The sequence below is a fragment of the Streptomyces sirii genome (assembly GCF_045690365.1).
Lineage (GTDB): Bacteria > Actinomycetota > Actinomycetes > Streptomycetales > Streptomycetaceae > Streptomyces > Streptomyces sirii.
On sequence record NZ_CP147982.1, the window covers coordinates 2,650,683 to 2,666,010 of the forward strand.

General features: G+C 72.1%; 12 protein-coding genes and 1 riboswitch. Of the genes, 4 read left to right on the forward strand and 8 right to left on the reverse strand.

What is annotated here, in order from left to right; translation table 11 throughout:
- Window positions 1-273 precede the first annotated feature (273 nt).
- Entirely contained in the window at window positions 274-2,070 is a 1,797-nt protein-coding gene (locus tag WAB15_RS12015; protein WP_407286197.1) for an AMP-dependent synthetase/ligase, read from the forward strand.
- A 411-nt stretch (window positions 2,071-2,481) separates the two neighbouring features.
- On the opposite strand, the gene WAB15_RS12020 is transcribed toward WAB15_RS12015, so the two are convergent.
- Window positions 2,482-3,624: a glycosyltransferase family 4 protein gene (locus WAB15_RS12020; protein ID WP_407286198.1), complete on the reverse strand. Its 1,143-nt coding sequence runs from the start codon at window positions 3,622-3,624 to the stop codon at window positions 2,482-2,484.
- 176 nt (window positions 3,625-3,800) lie between these two features.
- Here WAB15_RS12020 and WAB15_RS12025 point away from each other — a divergent pair, with 176 nt between their 5' ends.
- Window positions 3,801-5,051, forward strand: a complete 1,251-nt coding sequence (locus WAB15_RS12025) for a glycosyltransferase 87 family protein (protein WP_407286199.1) — start codon at window positions 3,801-3,803, stop codon at window positions 5,049-5,051.
- Here the strand turns inward: WAB15_RS12025 and WAB15_RS12030 are convergent.
- From WAB15_RS12030 to WAB15_RS12050, 5 genes are all read right to left on the reverse strand, one after another.
- Entirely contained in the window at window positions 5,008-6,393 is a 1,386-nt protein-coding gene (locus tag WAB15_RS12030) for a hypothetical protein (protein ID WP_407286200.1), read from the reverse strand. The genes WAB15_RS12025 and WAB15_RS12030 overlap by 44 nt on opposite strands.
- 52 nt (window positions 6,394-6,445) lie before the next feature.
- Window positions 6,446-7,486 (reverse strand): NlpC/P60 family protein, encoded by a 1,041-nt coding sequence (locus tag WAB15_RS12035; protein WP_407286201.1) that lies wholly within the window; start codon window positions 7,484-7,486, stop codon window positions 6,446-6,448.
- Between the two features lie 309 nt (window positions 7,487-7,795).
- Window positions 7,796-8,821 carry an NlpC/P60 family protein gene (locus WAB15_RS12040; protein WP_399151178.1) on the reverse strand — a complete coding sequence of 342 codons (1,026 nt, stop codon included), beginning with the start codon at window positions 8,819-8,821 and terminating at the stop codon, window positions 7,796-7,798.
- 303 nt (window positions 8,822-9,124) lie between these two features.
- Window positions 9,125-10,498, reverse strand: a complete 1,374-nt coding sequence (locus tag WAB15_RS12045) for an NYN domain-containing protein (RefSeq protein WP_407286202.1) — start codon at window positions 10,496-10,498, stop codon at window positions 9,125-9,127.
- 18 nt (window positions 10,499-10,516) lie between these two features.
- Complete coding sequence (locus WAB15_RS12050; protein ID WP_384441105.1) at window positions 10,517-10,756, reverse strand: hypothetical protein; 240 nt, start codon at window positions 10,754-10,756, stop codon at window positions 10,517-10,519.
- A gap of 324 nt (window positions 10,757-11,080) precedes the next feature.
- Between WAB15_RS12050 and WAB15_RS12055 the strand changes: the two genes are divergently transcribed.
- Window positions 11,081-11,761, forward strand: coding sequence for a rhomboid family intramembrane serine protease (locus WAB15_RS12055; protein WP_407289208.1), 681 nt, complete (start codon window positions 11,081-11,083; stop codon window positions 11,759-11,761).
- Window positions 11,758-12,039 (forward strand): Lrp/AsnC family transcriptional regulator, encoded by a 282-nt coding sequence (locus WAB15_RS12060; protein WP_399151176.1) that lies wholly within the window; start codon window positions 11,758-11,760, stop codon window positions 12,037-12,039. The genes WAB15_RS12055 and WAB15_RS12060 overlap by 4 nt, the downstream gene beginning before the upstream one ends.
- A 412-nt stretch (window positions 12,040-12,451) precedes the next feature.
- Here the strand turns inward: WAB15_RS12060 and WAB15_RS12065 are convergent, their stop codons facing one another.
- Together WAB15_RS12065 and trpD are read right to left on the reverse strand one after the other, a co-directional pair.
- Window positions 12,452-13,825 carry an aminotransferase class V-fold PLP-dependent enzyme gene (locus tag WAB15_RS12065; RefSeq protein WP_407286203.1) on the reverse strand — a complete coding sequence of 458 codons (1,374 nt, stop codon included), beginning with the start codon at window positions 13,823-13,825 and terminating at the stop codon, window positions 12,452-12,454.
- A gap of 181 nt (window positions 13,826-14,006) precedes the next feature.
- A riboswitch (SAM riboswitch) is annotated at window positions 14,007-14,124 on the reverse strand.
- Between the two features lie 116 nt (window positions 14,125-14,240).
- Window positions 14,241-15,305 carry an anthranilate phosphoribosyltransferase gene (gene trpD / locus WAB15_RS12070; RefSeq protein ID WP_407286204.1) on the reverse strand — a complete coding sequence of 355 codons (1,065 nt, stop codon included), beginning with the start codon at window positions 15,303-15,305 and terminating at the stop codon, window positions 14,241-14,243.
- Window positions 15,306-15,328 lie beyond the last annotated feature (23 nt).

The following is a 15,328-nucleotide window of genomic DNA, read 5'->3' on the forward strand; positions in this document are numbered from 1 at the left end:
ATCGCGGGTGCGGGCTCCGGGAGAGCCCCCCGGGCGGTGCGCCCGATTCGTGGTTACTTTCGGGTCACCGACCGGCTGGTCTAGTCTGCGCGGGACAGTCCCCATGGCGTTTCCGCAAGCGTGTGACGCATGAAACATCTGGCCGTTCCCCCCTATCCCAAAAGCAATACCCATGGGTAACGTCCGGGCAGTCCAATCCCCCTTGCTTGATCATGGACCGCCGCCGGTGTGCACACAGCGTCGTGGCGCCGGCGCTTTTGAGGAGCAACAGTCTTGCGCGAGTTCAGCCTTCCGGCCCTGTACGAGGTCCCCGCGGACGGCAATCTGACGGATCTCATCCGCCGAAATGCCGCGCAGCACCCGGATGTTGCCGTCATGGGACGCAAGGTGAACGGGCAGTGGCAGGACGTCACCGCCGCCACCTTCCTCGCCGAGGTCCGCGCCGCCGCCAAGGGCCTGATCGCCTCAGGTGTCCAGCCCGGCGACCGGGTCGGGCTGATGTCGCGGACCCGCTACGAGTGGACGCTGCTGGACTTCGCCATCTGGAGCGCCGGCGCGATCACCGTCCCCGTGTACGAGACCAGCTCCGCCGAGCAGATCCAGTGGATCCTCGGCGACTCCGGCGCGGTGGCCTGCCTGGTGGAGACGCCCGCCCACGAGGCGACCGTCGAGTCGGTCCGCGACCGGCTGCCCGAGCTGGCGAACATCTGGCAGATCGAGCGGGACGCCATCGCCCGGCTGCAGGCCGCCGGCTCCGGCCTGTCCGACGACGAGGTGGACGCACGCAGCGCCCTCGCCGACGCGGACTCGCCCGCCACCATCGTCTACACCTCCGGCACCACCGGCCGCCCCAAGGGCTGTGTGCTCAGCCACCGCAGCTTCTTCGCCGAGTGCGGCAACGTCGTCGAGCGACTGCGGCCGCTGTTCAACACCGGCCACTCCTCCGTCCTGCTCTTCCTGCCCATCGCCCACGTCTTCGGGCGCCTGGTGCAGGTCGCCTCCGTGATGGCCCCCATCAAGCTGGGCCACGCCCCCGACATCAAGAACCTCACCGACGACCTGGCCTCCTTCCGGCCGACGCTGATCCTGGGCGTCCCGCGGGTCTTCGAGAAGGTCTACAACTCGGCGCGGGCCAAGGCGCAGGCCGACGGCAAGGGCAAGATCTTCGACAAGGCGGCGGAGACGGCGATCGCCTACAGCCGCGCCCTGGACGCCCCCGACGGCCCGTCGCTGGGCCTGAAGCTGAAGTACAAGGTCTTCGACCGGCTGGTCTTCGGCAAGCTGCGGGCCGTGCTCGGCGGCCGCGCCACGCACGCCATCTCCGGCGGCGCGCCGCTCGGTGAGCGCCTCGGCCACTTCTACCGCGGCATCGGCTTCACCGCCCTGGAGGGTTACGGCCTGACGGAGTCCTGTGCGGCCACCGCCTTCAACCCCTGGGACCGCCAGAAGATCGGCACCGTCGGCCAGCCCCTGCCGGGCTCGGTCGTGCGCATCGCCGACGACGGCGAGGTCCTGCTGCACGGCGAGCACCTCTTCACCGAGTACTGGAACAACCCCTCGGCCACCAAAGAGGCGCTCTCCGACGGCTGGTTCCACACCGGCGACATCGGCACCCTCGACGAGGACGGCTACCTCGCCATCACCGGCCGCAAGAAGGAAATACTGGTCACCGCGGGCGGCAAGAACGTCGCACCGGCCGTGATCGAGGACCGTATCCGAGCGCACGCCCTGATCGCGGAGTGCATGGTCGTCGGTGACGGCCGGCCTTTCATCGGCGCGCTGGTCACCCTCGACGAGGAGTTCCTCCCCCGCTGGGCCGAGGAGCACGGCCACCCCGCCGACATCACGCCGTCGCGGATCGCCGAGGACCCGGAGCTGCTGGCCGCCGTCCAACGCGCCGTCGACGACGGCAACGCGGCCGTCTCCAAGGCCGAGTCGGTGCGCAAGTTCCGCATCCTGCCGACCCAGTTCACCGAGGAGTCCGGCCATGTCACCCCGTCGCTGAAGTTGAAGCGGAACGTGGTGGCGAAGGACTTCGCGGAGGAGATCGAGGCGATTTACCGGGGGTAGGGCTTCCCACGTTGTCGGCTTTCCCGCCGTGGTGGTTTCGCTTGGTTCGCCTGCGGCGGGCTGTTGCCGCTGCGCGGGGCTGTTCGGCTGCCGGTGACGGGCCGGAGGGGTAGGGGTGTGGGACTGCTGCGCTTTACGTCCCACACCCCTACCCCTCCGGCCCGCCCCCTCCCGTAGTGGGTGGGAGAAGACCGGTGGGGGTGAACGTCAGCGTTCGTGTGCCGGTAGCCGACGGGAAGGGGCCCGCCCCCACCGGCCTGTTCAACCATCCACCCACGGGAGGGGACAGACCGTAGGACGAAGTCCGTAGGGCTGTCACCGCACCCGACAACACCACGCCCGCCGCAGGCGAAACGGCGAACAACCACCACGGCGGGAAAGCCGAAAACGTGGGATGCGGGCCAAGCGCAGCTACAGCAGCTCCCTGAGCTGCTCCGCCAGCAGGTCCCAGCGCCACCTCTCCCCCACCCAGGCCCGGCCCCGCTCGCCCATGGTGCGGCGCAGGTCGGGGTCCTTCAGGAGGGTGATGATGCGGTCGGCCGCAGGGGTGGGGGCGCCGCCGGGAACGACCCAGCCGGTCTCGCCGTCGAGGACGGCGTCGGGTGCGCCTCCGGAGTCCCCCGCGACCACCGGGAGCCCCGTGGCGGACGCCTCCAGGTAGACGATGCCCAGGCCCTCGACGTCGAGGCCGCCGCGGCGGGTGCGGCACGGCATCGCGAAGACGTCGCCGGCGCCGAAGTGGGCCGGCAGCTCCTCCCAGGGGACGGCGCCGGTGAAGCGCACCGCGTCCGCCACGCCCTTCTCCTGGGCCAGGGCGCGCAGTTCCTTCTCGTACGGGCCGCCGCCGACGATCAGCAGCACCGCGTCGGGCACCGCGGCGACGATGGCGGGCATCGCCTCGATGAGGGTGTCCTGGCCCTTGCGCGGGACGAGGCGCGAGACGCACACCACGACCGGGCGGCCGGTGAGGCCGAGCCGGGCCCGTACGGCGTCGCCGCCGGAGCCGGGGTGGAAGGTCTTCTCGTCGACGCCGGGCGGGAGTTGGACCATGCGCGCGGCGGCCTGCGGGGTGAGCGCGGCGGCGATCCGCGAGCGGGTGTACTCGCCGAGGTAGGTGAGGGTGTCGGTGCCCTCGCCGATCCGGCGCAGCAGTTGGCGGGCGGCGGGCAGTTGCGCCCAGCCCGCCTCGTGGCCGTGGGTGGTCGCCACGATGCGGCGGGCGCCGGCCGACCGTAGCGCGGGCGCCATCAGCCCGAGCGGCGCCGCGGCACCGAACCATACGGAGGAGCAACCGTGTTCACGCAGCAGCGCGGTGGCCCGCCGGGTCACCCGGGGCGTCGGCAGCAGCATCGTCGTACGGTCCCTGACCACCGGGAACGGCTGCTCGGCATCGAAGGCGGCGGTGGCCGCGAGACCCTCCTTGCTGCGCTTCCAGGTGGAGGCGTAGACGACGACCTGGGAGGGGTCCAGGCGCAGCGCCATGCTGTGCAGGAAGGCCTGGATGCCGCCGGGCCGGGGCGGGAAGTCGTTCGTGACGATCAGGGTCTTGTGCACGATGGTCTCTCGACGGTCGGTCCGAGCGGTCGCTCTCGGCGGTTCGGCCCGACAGTACCGGGCGCCGCCCCGCCCGGGGCGGGTCGCCCCGCCACGCCGGTGCGGGCCGTGCCGCCGTGTCCGGTCGCGCCGGGCATGATGCGGGGAGCAGGGGAAAGGGCGGCGAAGAGGTGGCGATGACCGGCGGAGGCGGAGTGCGTGGCGGGTGGCTTCCGGTCGTGAGCTGGGCCGTGACCCGGGCCGTGGTGCTGCTGTGTGTGCTGAGGGTGGTGGTGCTTCCGGGGCCGGATGTCACCACCGATGTCTCGGTGATCTACCAGGGCTGGTACGACGTCCTGAAGACCGGTACGTATCCGCTGGACGATGTGACCTGGCAGTACCCCCCTGCGGCCGCCCTCGCCGTCCTCGCGCCCGGTCTGCTGCCGTTCCTCGACTACGCCCCGGCGTTCTTCGCCCTGGTGCTCGCCGCCGACGCGGTGGGGCTCGCGCTGTTCCTGCGGGCGGGCCGGCAGGCCGGCAACCGGCCGGCCGGCGCCTGGGTGTGGATCGCGGGGGTGGCGCTGCTGGGTCCGACCGCGTACGCCCGCTACGACCTGATGGTCACCGTGGTGGCCGTCGCGGCGCTGTTCGCGGCGGTGCGCCGGCCGCGGGTGGCGGGCGCGCTGGTCGCGTTCGGCACCCTGCTGAAGGCCTGGCCGGCGCTGCTGCTGGCCGGGGCGGCGCTGCGCGGCCGCCGGGCGGGCGCCCTGTGGCGGAGCGCGGGCGCCACCGCGGCCGGGCTGACCGTGTGCTGTGTGGCCGCCGCCCCGGGCGCGCTGGCCTTCCTCACCTTCCAACGCGACCGCGGCACGGAGATCGAGTCGCTGGGCGCGCTGGTCTTCCATGTCGCGCGCCATTACGGGTGGGACGGCCAGGTGCTGCTCAACTACGGCTCGGTGGAGTTCCTGGGGCCCGGCGTGGAGCTGGTCAGCTCCCTGGCGCTGGCGCTGAGCGGGGCCGCCCTGGGCTGGCTGGTGCTGTGGCGGCTGCGGGCCGGGGCGTTCACGGCCGCGACGCTGTGCGACGCGGCCTTCACCGCCACCCTGCTCCTCACCACCACGAGCCGGGTGATCAGCCCGCAGTACATGCTCTGGCTGGTGGGGCTGGGGGCGGTGTGCACGACCGTACGGGCGAGCCGTCAGGCGCTGCCGGCGGTGCTGGTCGTGCTCGCCACCGGGGTCACCCTGCTGGAGTTCCCCATCGGGTTCGCGCACGTCGTGGCGAGCGATCCGCGGGGCGTCGCCCTGCTGGCCCTGCGCAACGGGCTGCTGGTCGCCGCGTCGCTGCTGGCCTGCCGACGGCTGTGGGCCTCCACCCGCCGCCCCGTGGGCGGTATGGAGCCGCTCAGCGCAGCTCCTTGCGCACATACGCCCGCCACTGTGCGGTGAACTCCGCGAGGCCGACGCCCAGATGGGCCCGCATCGCGCGGTCCGTACGGTCGGCCCGGGTCAGCGGGCGGTAGCCGGAGCCGGCGGCCGGCGACGCCGGCCGCACACCGGACGGTGCCGCCGTGGCCGCCTCCATCGGCGCGCCCGCGCCCCCGGCCGCCGCCGTACGCAGCCCGCTGCGGCCCGCCGCCCGGTAGAAGGCGATCAGCTTCGCCTCGCCCCACCGCTCGGCGATCATGCGGCAGGCCAGCCAGCTGCCCTCGTACGCCCTGGCCAGCCGGTCGGCGCCGGCGCTGAAGCCGAAGTCCGCGTCGGTGGGCAGCTTGGCGGGGAGCTTGCCGCTGTGGACCGCGCGGGTGAGCTCGGGGGCGGTGGTGGCGGCCTTGCGATGGGTGCCGCGGTAGGCGACCCAGTCGGCGAAGCCCTCGGAGAGCCACAGGGGGGTGGCCGCGGTGGTGACCGTGCGGGTGGCGACATGGGTGGTCTCGTGGGTGAGGACCACCTTGCGGCCGAGGTCGTTGAGCTCCTCGTAGGCGTTGGGGTTGATGATCACGCGGTCCGCCGGGGCGGCCGTGGAGACGCCCGCCTCGCCGGTGGTGACCGCCGCGATCCCCCGGTAGCCGGAGGGGTCGTCGCTGCCCATCAGCTGCGCCATCTGCTCGACCGAGTCCGGCGCCTCCACCACGACCTTCCCCGCCCACTTGCCCTTCCAGGCCGCGGAGACCGCGGGCACCGCCTGGTCCGCGCGGCGCGCCAGGTCCTTGAGCCGGTCCGGGTGCGCGGCGCCGCCGAGAACCAGGCTGTGCCGGCCGTGGACCACCCGGACCGGGCCCTGGTCCCACAGCTGGCGGGTGCCGCTCCTGCCGGCCGCCGCGCCGTCGGTGTCCGAGGAGATCAGCCAGCGGCCGTCGTGCTCGGTCAGGGTGAGGTACTGCACGGCGTTGACCGGGGCGGTGTCGTAGCCCTTGAGGCGGTAGCGCAGCCGGACCTTCGCGGCGAGCCGTTCGCCGCCGCCGGGGCCGGTGAGGGGGAAGGCGTCGGTGGAGTCGAGGTCGTAGCGCCAGTCGGTCACCGGTATGCCCGAGAGGTGGGCGAACACGGCGCGCTGGCGGGCGCGGTAGCCGGCGGCGCGGGGGTCGACGGCGGCCAGGAAGCCCGCCTCGTCGCGCTGCTGGATGGCCCGCGCCCGGTCGTCGAGCATCCGCTGGACGTCCGGGAAGCGGGCCGAGGAGGAGGTTCGGGGCGCGCAGCCGGCCAGGGGGGCGAGCAGCGCGAGGCCGGTCACGACGGCACAGGCCGCCGCCCCGGCCCGTGACGGCCGTCTCGCCCACTGGTGTGACATGCGGCCGATCGTAATTCCGGCCCGGCCGGGGCAAAAACGCTGGGGCGCCGTCTCAGGGCCTGGTGACGGACGAGATCGGCATCATCCCGACCGGGTCGTAGCGCACCCGCGCGCCGGGATGGGGCGCGTGCACGACCTGGCCGTTTCCGACGTACATGCCGACGTGACTGGCATCCGAGCGGTAGATGACCAGGTCACCGGGCTGCACCTGGCCGAGTGGAACCTGCCGGCCGGCGCCGCGCTGGCCCTGTGAGGTGCGGGGCAGCCAGACGCCGGCCCAGCTGTAGGCCCATTGGGTGAGTCCGGAGCAGTCGAAGGCGCCGGGGCCGTTGCTTCCCCAGGCGTACGGGGAGCCGACGGCGGCGCGCACCGCGTCGACGGCTGCGGCCGCCCGCCCGGAGGCCGGTACGGCGCCGCCGAGGTCGGGGACCATCTCGCCGCGCCCGTCGCTCCGCGAGATCCGGTCGTAGGCCGCTCTGGTCTCCATGGGGAGCGTGTTCAGCAGCCGCTGTGCGAGGGCCAGCTTGTGCTGGACGTGCTTCTTGTGGCGGGCGACCTGCCGGCGGCTGGACTCCAGTTCGGCCAGCTTCCGGGCGGTCTGCCGGCGCTGGGTCTCCAGGGTGTGCTGCGCCCCCCGCAGTTCGCGCAGGTGGGTGGCCTGGGCGGCGCCGAGGCGGTGGAGTGCGGAGGCCTTCTCCAGGTAGCTGTCGGGCCGTTCGGAGAGCATCAGCTTCAGGGCGGGGTCGAGGCCGCCGGCCCGGTACTGGGCGGCGGCCAGCGCCCCGATCAGGCCGCGCATCCGGTTGACCAGCTCCTGGGCGCGGGCGGTGCGGTCCTGGAGGGTGGTGGCCTCGTCGCGCAGCTTCCTGGTGCGGGCGTCGGCGCCGTTGAACTTCTCGGTGGCCCGCTCCGCCTGCTCGTACAGCGTCCGGACCCGGGCCAGCGCCGCTTCGCGGCCCGCGGGGTCCGTGGGGGAGGCGGACGCCGGCGGTGCCGACAGTCCGGCGGCCGCGGTCGCCAGCGCGGCGGACAGTACGGTGACTCCGGCGAGGGTGCGCTGGCCGTGCTGTGCGGGACGGCGGTGGGACGCCACGAGGGCCACACTCCTTCCGATGGGGTCCCGCCGGCTCGTGGGGGTGCTCCCCTGCTTGAGCGGAGCCGAGAGCCTGCGGGGCGGCCGAGAGCGCGGGGGAATCCCCTGTCGCCCAAGAGGGCGCGCGGTGACCGGATGCTGCGAGGGCAGGACAGTAACCGCATCGGTGCACACCGGCCAAAAGCCCCATTCGGTGCGCAAAGAGCCGCCCCGCCGGTGACTGTGCAGGTCACCGGCGGGGCGGGAGGTGTGCGGCGAAGGCCGCAATTCGCCCGTTCGGGCGGCAGGTTGAGGGTGTTGTGAGGCTTGTCAGACCCGCACGCCGAACATGAACGGCATGTTGTTGATCGACTCGTAGCGCACGGAGGCACCCGGCTTCGGGGCGTGCAGCACCGTGCCGTTGCCCGCGTAGAGGCCGATGTGGTGCAGGTCGTCGTAGAAGAGCACCAGATCGCCGGGCTTGAGGGCGTCCTGCGAGCCGATCCGGGTACCGGCGTTGGCCTGTGCCTGCGAGGTGCGCGGCAGCGACTGGCCGGCCTGCTGGTACGCCCAGGAGGTCAGGCCCGAGCAGTCGAAGGACGACGGGCCCGTGGCGCCCCAGACGTAGGGCGAACCTATCTTGGACTGCGCGGCGGCCAGGGCGGCCGCACCGCGCTGCGAGGCGGGCACGTCGTCGCCGAGGTCGGCGCGCTCGTTGCTGCGGTCGGCGCGGGCCTGCTCGGCCTCCATGGCCGCCCGCTCCTTGGCCGTCAGGGTGTTGAGCAGCTGCTGCGCCTTGGCGAGCTTGCCCTTGATCTCGTCCTTCTTCTCGCCGAGCGCCTTACGGGTCTCGGAGAGGTCCTGGATCTTGCTCGCGGCCTCCGCGCGCTCCTGGGCGAGCCGGCGCTGCTTGTCCGCGATGGTCTTGAGCTGCTCGGCCTGCTTGCCGCTCAACTGGTCGAGGGTGGCGGCCTTTTCCAGGTAGGTGTCCGGGTCGCCGGAGAGGAACAGCTGGACCGAGGGGTCGATGGAGCCGCTGCGGTACTGGCCGGAGGCGACCGCGCCGAGGCCCTTGCGGAGCTGGTTGAGGTCTCCCTGCCCGCGCGCGACCTTGTCCTGGAGGTCGTCGACCTCCTTCTGGAGCTTTTCCTGCTGCTCCTTGACCCCGTTGTACTTCTCGGTGGCCTGCTCGGCCTCCTCGTACAGCTTGTCGACCTTGGACTTGACGTCCTTCTTCGACGGCGTGGGGGCGGCCTGGGCGGCCTGGGACGAAAGGGCCACGGCCGCCGCGGCGGTGGCGGTGAGCACGGTCACGCGGGTACGGCTCGGCTGCTTGGGTCGACGGTGGGACGCCACGGGGGCGAGCTCCTTCTTCCTCCAGCCGCCTACCGGGAAGTGGGGGCCAAGACCCCGGCTCCGCGTGAACGCCGCGGACTCGGCGGTACCTTCACTGTTCATCCCGGTTGGATGATCACCTGTATGAAGGTTCGCGCCCGACCTTAGTAACCGAGCCGTGATCGCTTCAAATCCTCATAGGAAAAATCTGCGCCACAAACCCCATCCTTTACCAACATCACACAGGCTGTGAGCGCTAATTGACACTGAGAGACGGAAAGCGAGCGATTTTCTTCCGCAGTCCGGAAGTCCGAATCTCGCCCGTCAGGTACGGGCAAGTCGCTTGAGCAACAGGGCCGATGCGACCGGACGTGCCCCGGCCTTCGCCACACCGTCGGCCACTTCCCGGTCCGTGGAGACCACGACGACCGGACGGCCGGGCGGTTCGGCACGTACGAGTTGACGAATCAACTCATCGGCCGTTACGCCCGGTTTGCTGAACAGGACCCTGACGCCGCGCGGGGGTGCGAGCAGCACCGGCGCGGCCAGCTCCGCACCGTCGAAGACGCAGGTCATCTCGGCGCCGGTCTGCGCCGCCAGCACCGCGAGCCCGCCCAGGAGGCGCAGTCGCTGCTTGTCGAGCGGCATGGTCGGATAGCCGGTTTTGGTGACGTTGTAGCCATCCACCACCAAATGCGCCTGGGGCAGCGCCAGTAGCTGGTCGAGCAGCGCGGGGTCGGTCTCCGACAACGCGCGCGTCGCGATGTCCTTGGGAGTCATCCGGCCCGGCGCGACCGCCTCGACGGTGTCGGCCGGATGGACGTTGGCGGGCGGCAGCGCCAGCTCGCGGCGCAGCCCCTGAGCGGCGTCCAGAACGGTGTCCAGCAGCAGCCGCAGCCGCATGTCCTCGACGCTGCGCCCCTCGCGGACGGCTCGCCGGCTGGTCTCCAGCGACGCCTCGGCCTCGGTCATCCGGGCCTTGAGCCGGCGCACCTCGCTGTCCGCGGCGTTCTTCTCCGTCGCCGCCCGGTCCCGTACGTCGGCCAGTTCGGCCTCGGCCTTGCGCACCGCGGCCTCACCGCGCTTGACGTCGCTGAGCGCGCTGCGCAGCTTGCGGCGCAGCGCCTCGTTCTCCTTGCGGGCGACCTCCAGGTCCGCGCGGATCCGCTCGGAGTCCGCCCGCGCCTCGTCGCGCGCCTGCGCCAGCTCCGCGCGCAGCCTGGACAGCTCCCGCTCGGCCTCCTCGTCGGCCCGCTCGGCGCGCGCCCGCTGCGCCTCCTCGCCGGCCGCCGCGACGAGCTTGACCCAGCCGTCGGGCCGCAGCACATAGGCGGCCGCGGCGACATCGAGCGGATCGGCGGCGGCGGGCGGGGTGCCGTGCTCCAGCGCCTCGGCGAGCTCCGGCTGGGCCTCGCGCAGCTTGCCGGCGATCCGCTGCCGGAAGACCGCGTCGCCTTCCAGCGCCGCGGCCATCGCGTTTCCGGCGAACTTGGCCCGGCGGGTCGGCGTGAACCGGGCGTACTGCCGCAGTGGAGCCGGGAGTTCGGCGACGGTCAGCGCGCCGAAGGACTCCGCGGTGAGCGCCACGACCCGGCGCCGGACGCCCTCGGGCAGCGGACGGTCGAGCACCTCGTCCGCCGCACCCGCAGGTGCGTCGTCACGCTCGGCCCCCGGCTCCCCTTCTGGACGGTCCACCACGGCTGCATCGCTCCGATCTCAGGCGCTCGCGCCCGGACGGTCCACCAGCTCGATCTGGTCGACCGCGTTGCACCAGCGGCAGCGCACGGACTCGATGCTCTCACTGAGGACCTCGCGCTCCTCCACCTTCGGCTCCCCGGCCAGGTCCAGGTGGACGTACTCCACGACCTTGGCCTGGCGGGTCACGTCGAAACGGGTGAGGTTGCCGCACAGCGTGCAGCGCCACCGGGTTTCGGCCGTCGGCAGGGGAACAGACATCGTGTCGTCCTCTTTCATGCTCGTCGATCTCATGCTGCTGCGCCGTTCACGCGGTGCGCCGTCGGACTGCGGAAGTACGCAAGGTACTGCCTGCAACCCTACGGCCTGATGGGGGGCCGATGCGGGCCCCGCCCAGGAGCCGGGACGCGGCGAGGCACTCTGTCCCGATTGCCCGCATTACGCCATGATCACTTCATGACGGCGCCGGCTCCTCCTCCCCGTTCACCCCGTACTCCGCGCTCCGCGCGCGCCGATTCGCCCCGTCCATCCGGCCTCCTCCCCCGCCCGCCGCACCCCCGGTCCCTGACCGCGGTGTTCTCGCGGCTGACGAATGTGCTGATCGGCCTGTGCTGCGTGGTCTTCGTGACCGGCCCCGTCTGCACCCTGAACCGGATGTACGGCACCGGCGACGCCCTGCTGAAAGCGCAGACCGCGTACTTCGAGCGGTGGGGCGTGATCCCGCTGGAGCTCTGGAGCGGTTCACTGCGGGCGCTGATCACTCCGCTCACCGCGCTGTTCGTGCACGGCAGCTGGCTGCATCTGCTCGGCAACATACTGTTTCTGTACGTCTTCGGCGGGATGGCCGAGGCGCGGATGGGCCGGCTGCCGTTCGCCGCCTTCTACCTCATCATCGGCTACCTGGCGCTGCTCGGCTACGCGGCCGCGCACGCCTCCTCGGGCCAGACGCTGGTGGGCGCCTCCGGCTCCATCGCCGGCGTCCTGGGCGCCTTCCTCTACCTCTTTCCCAGGGCCCGGGTCACCAGCGTCTTCCCGTTCCTGTTCTTCCTTCCGCTGCGCTTTCCCGCCTGGATCGTGCTGCTGTTCTGGTTCTTCCTCCAGTGGCAGGCCGCCCAGGACGACCCCCGCGGACCCGGCGTCGCCTACCTCGCACACGTCCTCGGCTTCACGCTCGGCTTTCTGTACGCCTGGGTCCGCTACCGGAGGGATAGTGTGGGGGCCACCAGGGCGAATGACCCGGCGACCGAGGGAGAGAGCCAGCCGTGATCACGTCGATCGTGCTCATCAAGACCAGCGTGGACCAGATCCCGGAGATCGCCGAGAAGATCGCCGCACTGGACGGCGTCAGCGAGGTCTACTCGGTCACCGGCGCCCACGACCTCATCGCCATGGTCCGGGTCTCCGCCCACGACGACCTGGCGGACGTCATCCCCGGCCGCATCAGCAAGGTCCCCGGCGTCGCCTCCACCGAGACGCACATCGCCTTCCGCACGTACTCCCAGCACGACTTGGAGGCGGCGTTCGCGATCGGGCTGGATGCCTAGCCCGTTTTTCCCCACGCTTTCGGCTGTCCCGCCGTGGTGGTTGTTCGCCGTTGCGCCTGGCGGCGGGCGTGGTGTTGTCGGGTGCGGTGACAGCCCTACGGACTCCGTCCTACGGTCTGTCCCCTCCCGTGGGTGGGAGTGGGAAGGCCCGGTGGGGGCGGGCCAAATCCGTCGACTACCTGCACACGAAAGCTGACGTCCACCCCCACCGTTCTTCCCCCACCCACTACGGGAGGGGGCGGGCCGGAGGGGTAGGGGTGTGGGACGTAAAGCGCAGCAGTCCCACACCCCTACCCCTCCGGCCCGTCACCGGCAGCCGAACAGCCCCGCGCAGCGGCAACAAGCCCGCCGCAGGCGAACCAAGCGAAACCACCACGGCGGGAAAGCCGACAACGTGGGACGGCTCCCCGCGTCAAAGAGACGCGGGTACGCAACGGCCGTCCTCCGTGCGGTAGTTCCAGCGGGCCCCGTTGGTCACCAGTTCCTGTACCGCGTGGACGAAGCGGTCGACGTGCTCCTCGGGGGTGCCGACGCCCAGGCTGACGCGGATGGCGTTCAGGGACCGCTCGCCGGGGGCCGCCTCCGGGGCGCCGCACTCCCCCGGGTCCTGCGGCTCGCTGCCCAGCAGGGTCCGTACGAGCGGGTGCGCGCAGAACAGGCCGTCGCGCACGCCGATGCCGTACTCGGCCGACAGCGCGGCGGCGAAGTGCGAGCTGTTCCAGCCCTCGACGACGAACGAGAGCACGCCCACCCTCGGCGCCTCGTCGCCGAAGAGGGAGAGCACCTTGACCTCGGGCACCTCGGCCAGGCCCTCCCGCACCCGGGCGATCAGCGCCTGCTCGCGGGCGACCAGGGTGTCGAAGCCGGCCTCGGTCAGCGCCTGGCAGGCGGAGGCGATCGCGTAGGCGCCGATGACGTTGGGCGAGCCGGCCTCGTGCCGGGCCGCGGTGCTGTGCCACTCGACGTCCACGCCGCCGTCGGTGCGCCGGGAGACCCTGCGGCTGGCGCCGCCGCCCGCCAGGTACGGCTCGGCGTCCTGCAGCCAGTCCGCGCGGCCGGCCAGCACCCCTGCACCGAACGGCGCGTACAGCTTGTGGCCGGAGAAGGCGACCCAGTCGGCGTCCAGCTCGGCGATGTCGAGGGGGTGGTGCGGGGCGAGCTGCGCCGCGTCCAGCACAATCCGCGCGCCGTGGGCGTGGGCCGCGGCCGCCAGTTCCCGTACCGGCCACAGCTCACCGGTCACATTGGACGCACCGGTCACGCACACCAGCGCCGGCCCGTAGGGCTCGCGCTCGGCGAGCGCCTTCTCCAGGGTGTCCACCGCCTGCTGCGGGGTGCGCGGCGCGTTCAGATACGTCACCGTGACGTCCGCGCGCTGCTCCCAGGGCAGCAGCGAGGCGTGGTGCTCGGTCTCGAAGACGAACACCCGGGTACCGCGCGGGAGTACGGCGGCGAGGAGGTTGAGCGAGTCGGTGGTGGAGCGGGTGAAGACCACCTGGTCTCCGGCTCGGCAGCCGAGGAACTCGGCGATGGTCCGGCGGCTGTTCTCGAAGAGGTCGGTGGAGAGCTGGGAGAGGTATCCGGCGCCGCGGTGCACGCTGCCGTAGTACGGGGCGTAGGCGGCCACGTCGTCCCAGACCCGCTGGAGGGCCGGCGCGCTGGCGGCGTAGTCGAGCGCGGCGTAGTCGACCTCGCCGCCGGTCACGAGCGGGACCAGGACATCGCGTCCCAGAACCGGCAGCGGGGCACAAACGGAGCTGTCGGCGGCAACGGCGGAAACAGACATGGCGAACTCCCGTGAGAGGCAAGCGAATTCGCTGCGGGCGGGCGCGTCTGGGTGCGTCACAGCGCAATGCCGGGGCGCCGCAGCGTGAAAGGAAAAGGGGTGCGGAAAAGGGGCCGTCGGGCCCTATCGCATTCGCTGATTCACGGAAGTTCTCCCTCGGGGACCAGGACCCCTGGCGAGGGATCCGCGCTTGCCGCAGACCTCGCTGCCTGCGGCCTGGTCATCACCCGGGGCACCCCGCCACGGAAGGAGGGTTGCCGGACAGCGGGCCGGGGCCTGTGTCGCTGTCACTCGTGACCTGCGCAGCATCATGCCACACGATCAACAACGCGCAAGCCCCGGTCCGTATGACGGACTGGGGCCTGCGTCACACTCTGTGTGACCAGGGGGTGTCTTCAAGACACCCGCTGGCCGCTCATGCGTTGCTGGCGGACACCCACCGCTCCAGCGCCCGCTTGGCGGCGCCGGAGTCGATCGAGGCGGCGGCCTTCTCGATGCCCGCGCGGATCTGCTCCGCCAAGGGGCCGTCGCCCGGCTCCAGCGCGACCAGCGCGGCCGCGGCGTTCAGCAGCACGGCATCACGCACCGGCCCGGTCTCGCCGTCCAGCAACCGGCGGGCCACCTCCGCGTTGTACGAGGCGTCCGCGCCGCGCAGGGCCTCCACCGGCACCAGCTCGATGCCCACGTCCCGCGGGTCGAAGGCCTCCTCGCGCACCGCTCCGTCCCGTACGACCCACACCCGGGAGGTCGCGGTCGTGGTCAACTCGTCCAGGCCGTCGTCGCCGCGGAAGACCAACGCCGAGGAGCCGCGCTCGGCGAGCACGCCGGCCAGGATCGGCGCCATCCGGGCGTCGGCGACGCCGGTCGCCTGGGCGCGGACCTTCGCGGGGTTGGTCAGCGGGCCCAGCACGTTGAAGGTCGTGCGGATGCCGAGCTGGCCCCGGGCGTTGGCGACGTGCCGCAGCGAGGGGTGGAACTTCACCGCGAAGCAGAAGGTGATGCCCGCCTCCTGCGCGACCTCGGCGACCCGCTGCGGGGTGAGGTCGAGGTTGACGCCGAGCTTCTCCAGGACGTCGGAGGCTCCGCTGGCCGAGGACGCCGCGCGGTTGCCGTGCTTGACGACCTTCGCGCCGGTGCCGGCCACCACGATCGAGGACATCGTGGAGATGTTGACGGTCTTGGCGCCGTCGCCGCCGGTGCCGACGATGTCGACGCTGGGGCCGGGGACCTCGATCAGCCGGGCGTGCGCGTACATGGTGCGGACCAGGCCGGAGATCTCCGCGACGGTCTCGCCCTTGGCCCGCAGCGCCACCGCGAAACCGGCGATCTGGGCGTCGCTGGCCTCGCCCCGCATGATCTTGTCCATCGCCCAGGCGGTGTCGTCCGCGCTGAGGTCGCGGCCGTCGAGGAGGGCGTTGAGGATGCCCGGCCAGGTGTGGGCCGCCACGCTGTCGCCGCCTGCCGGGGTCACAACGTTCATGGTCCACGCTCCTGGTGTGTTTC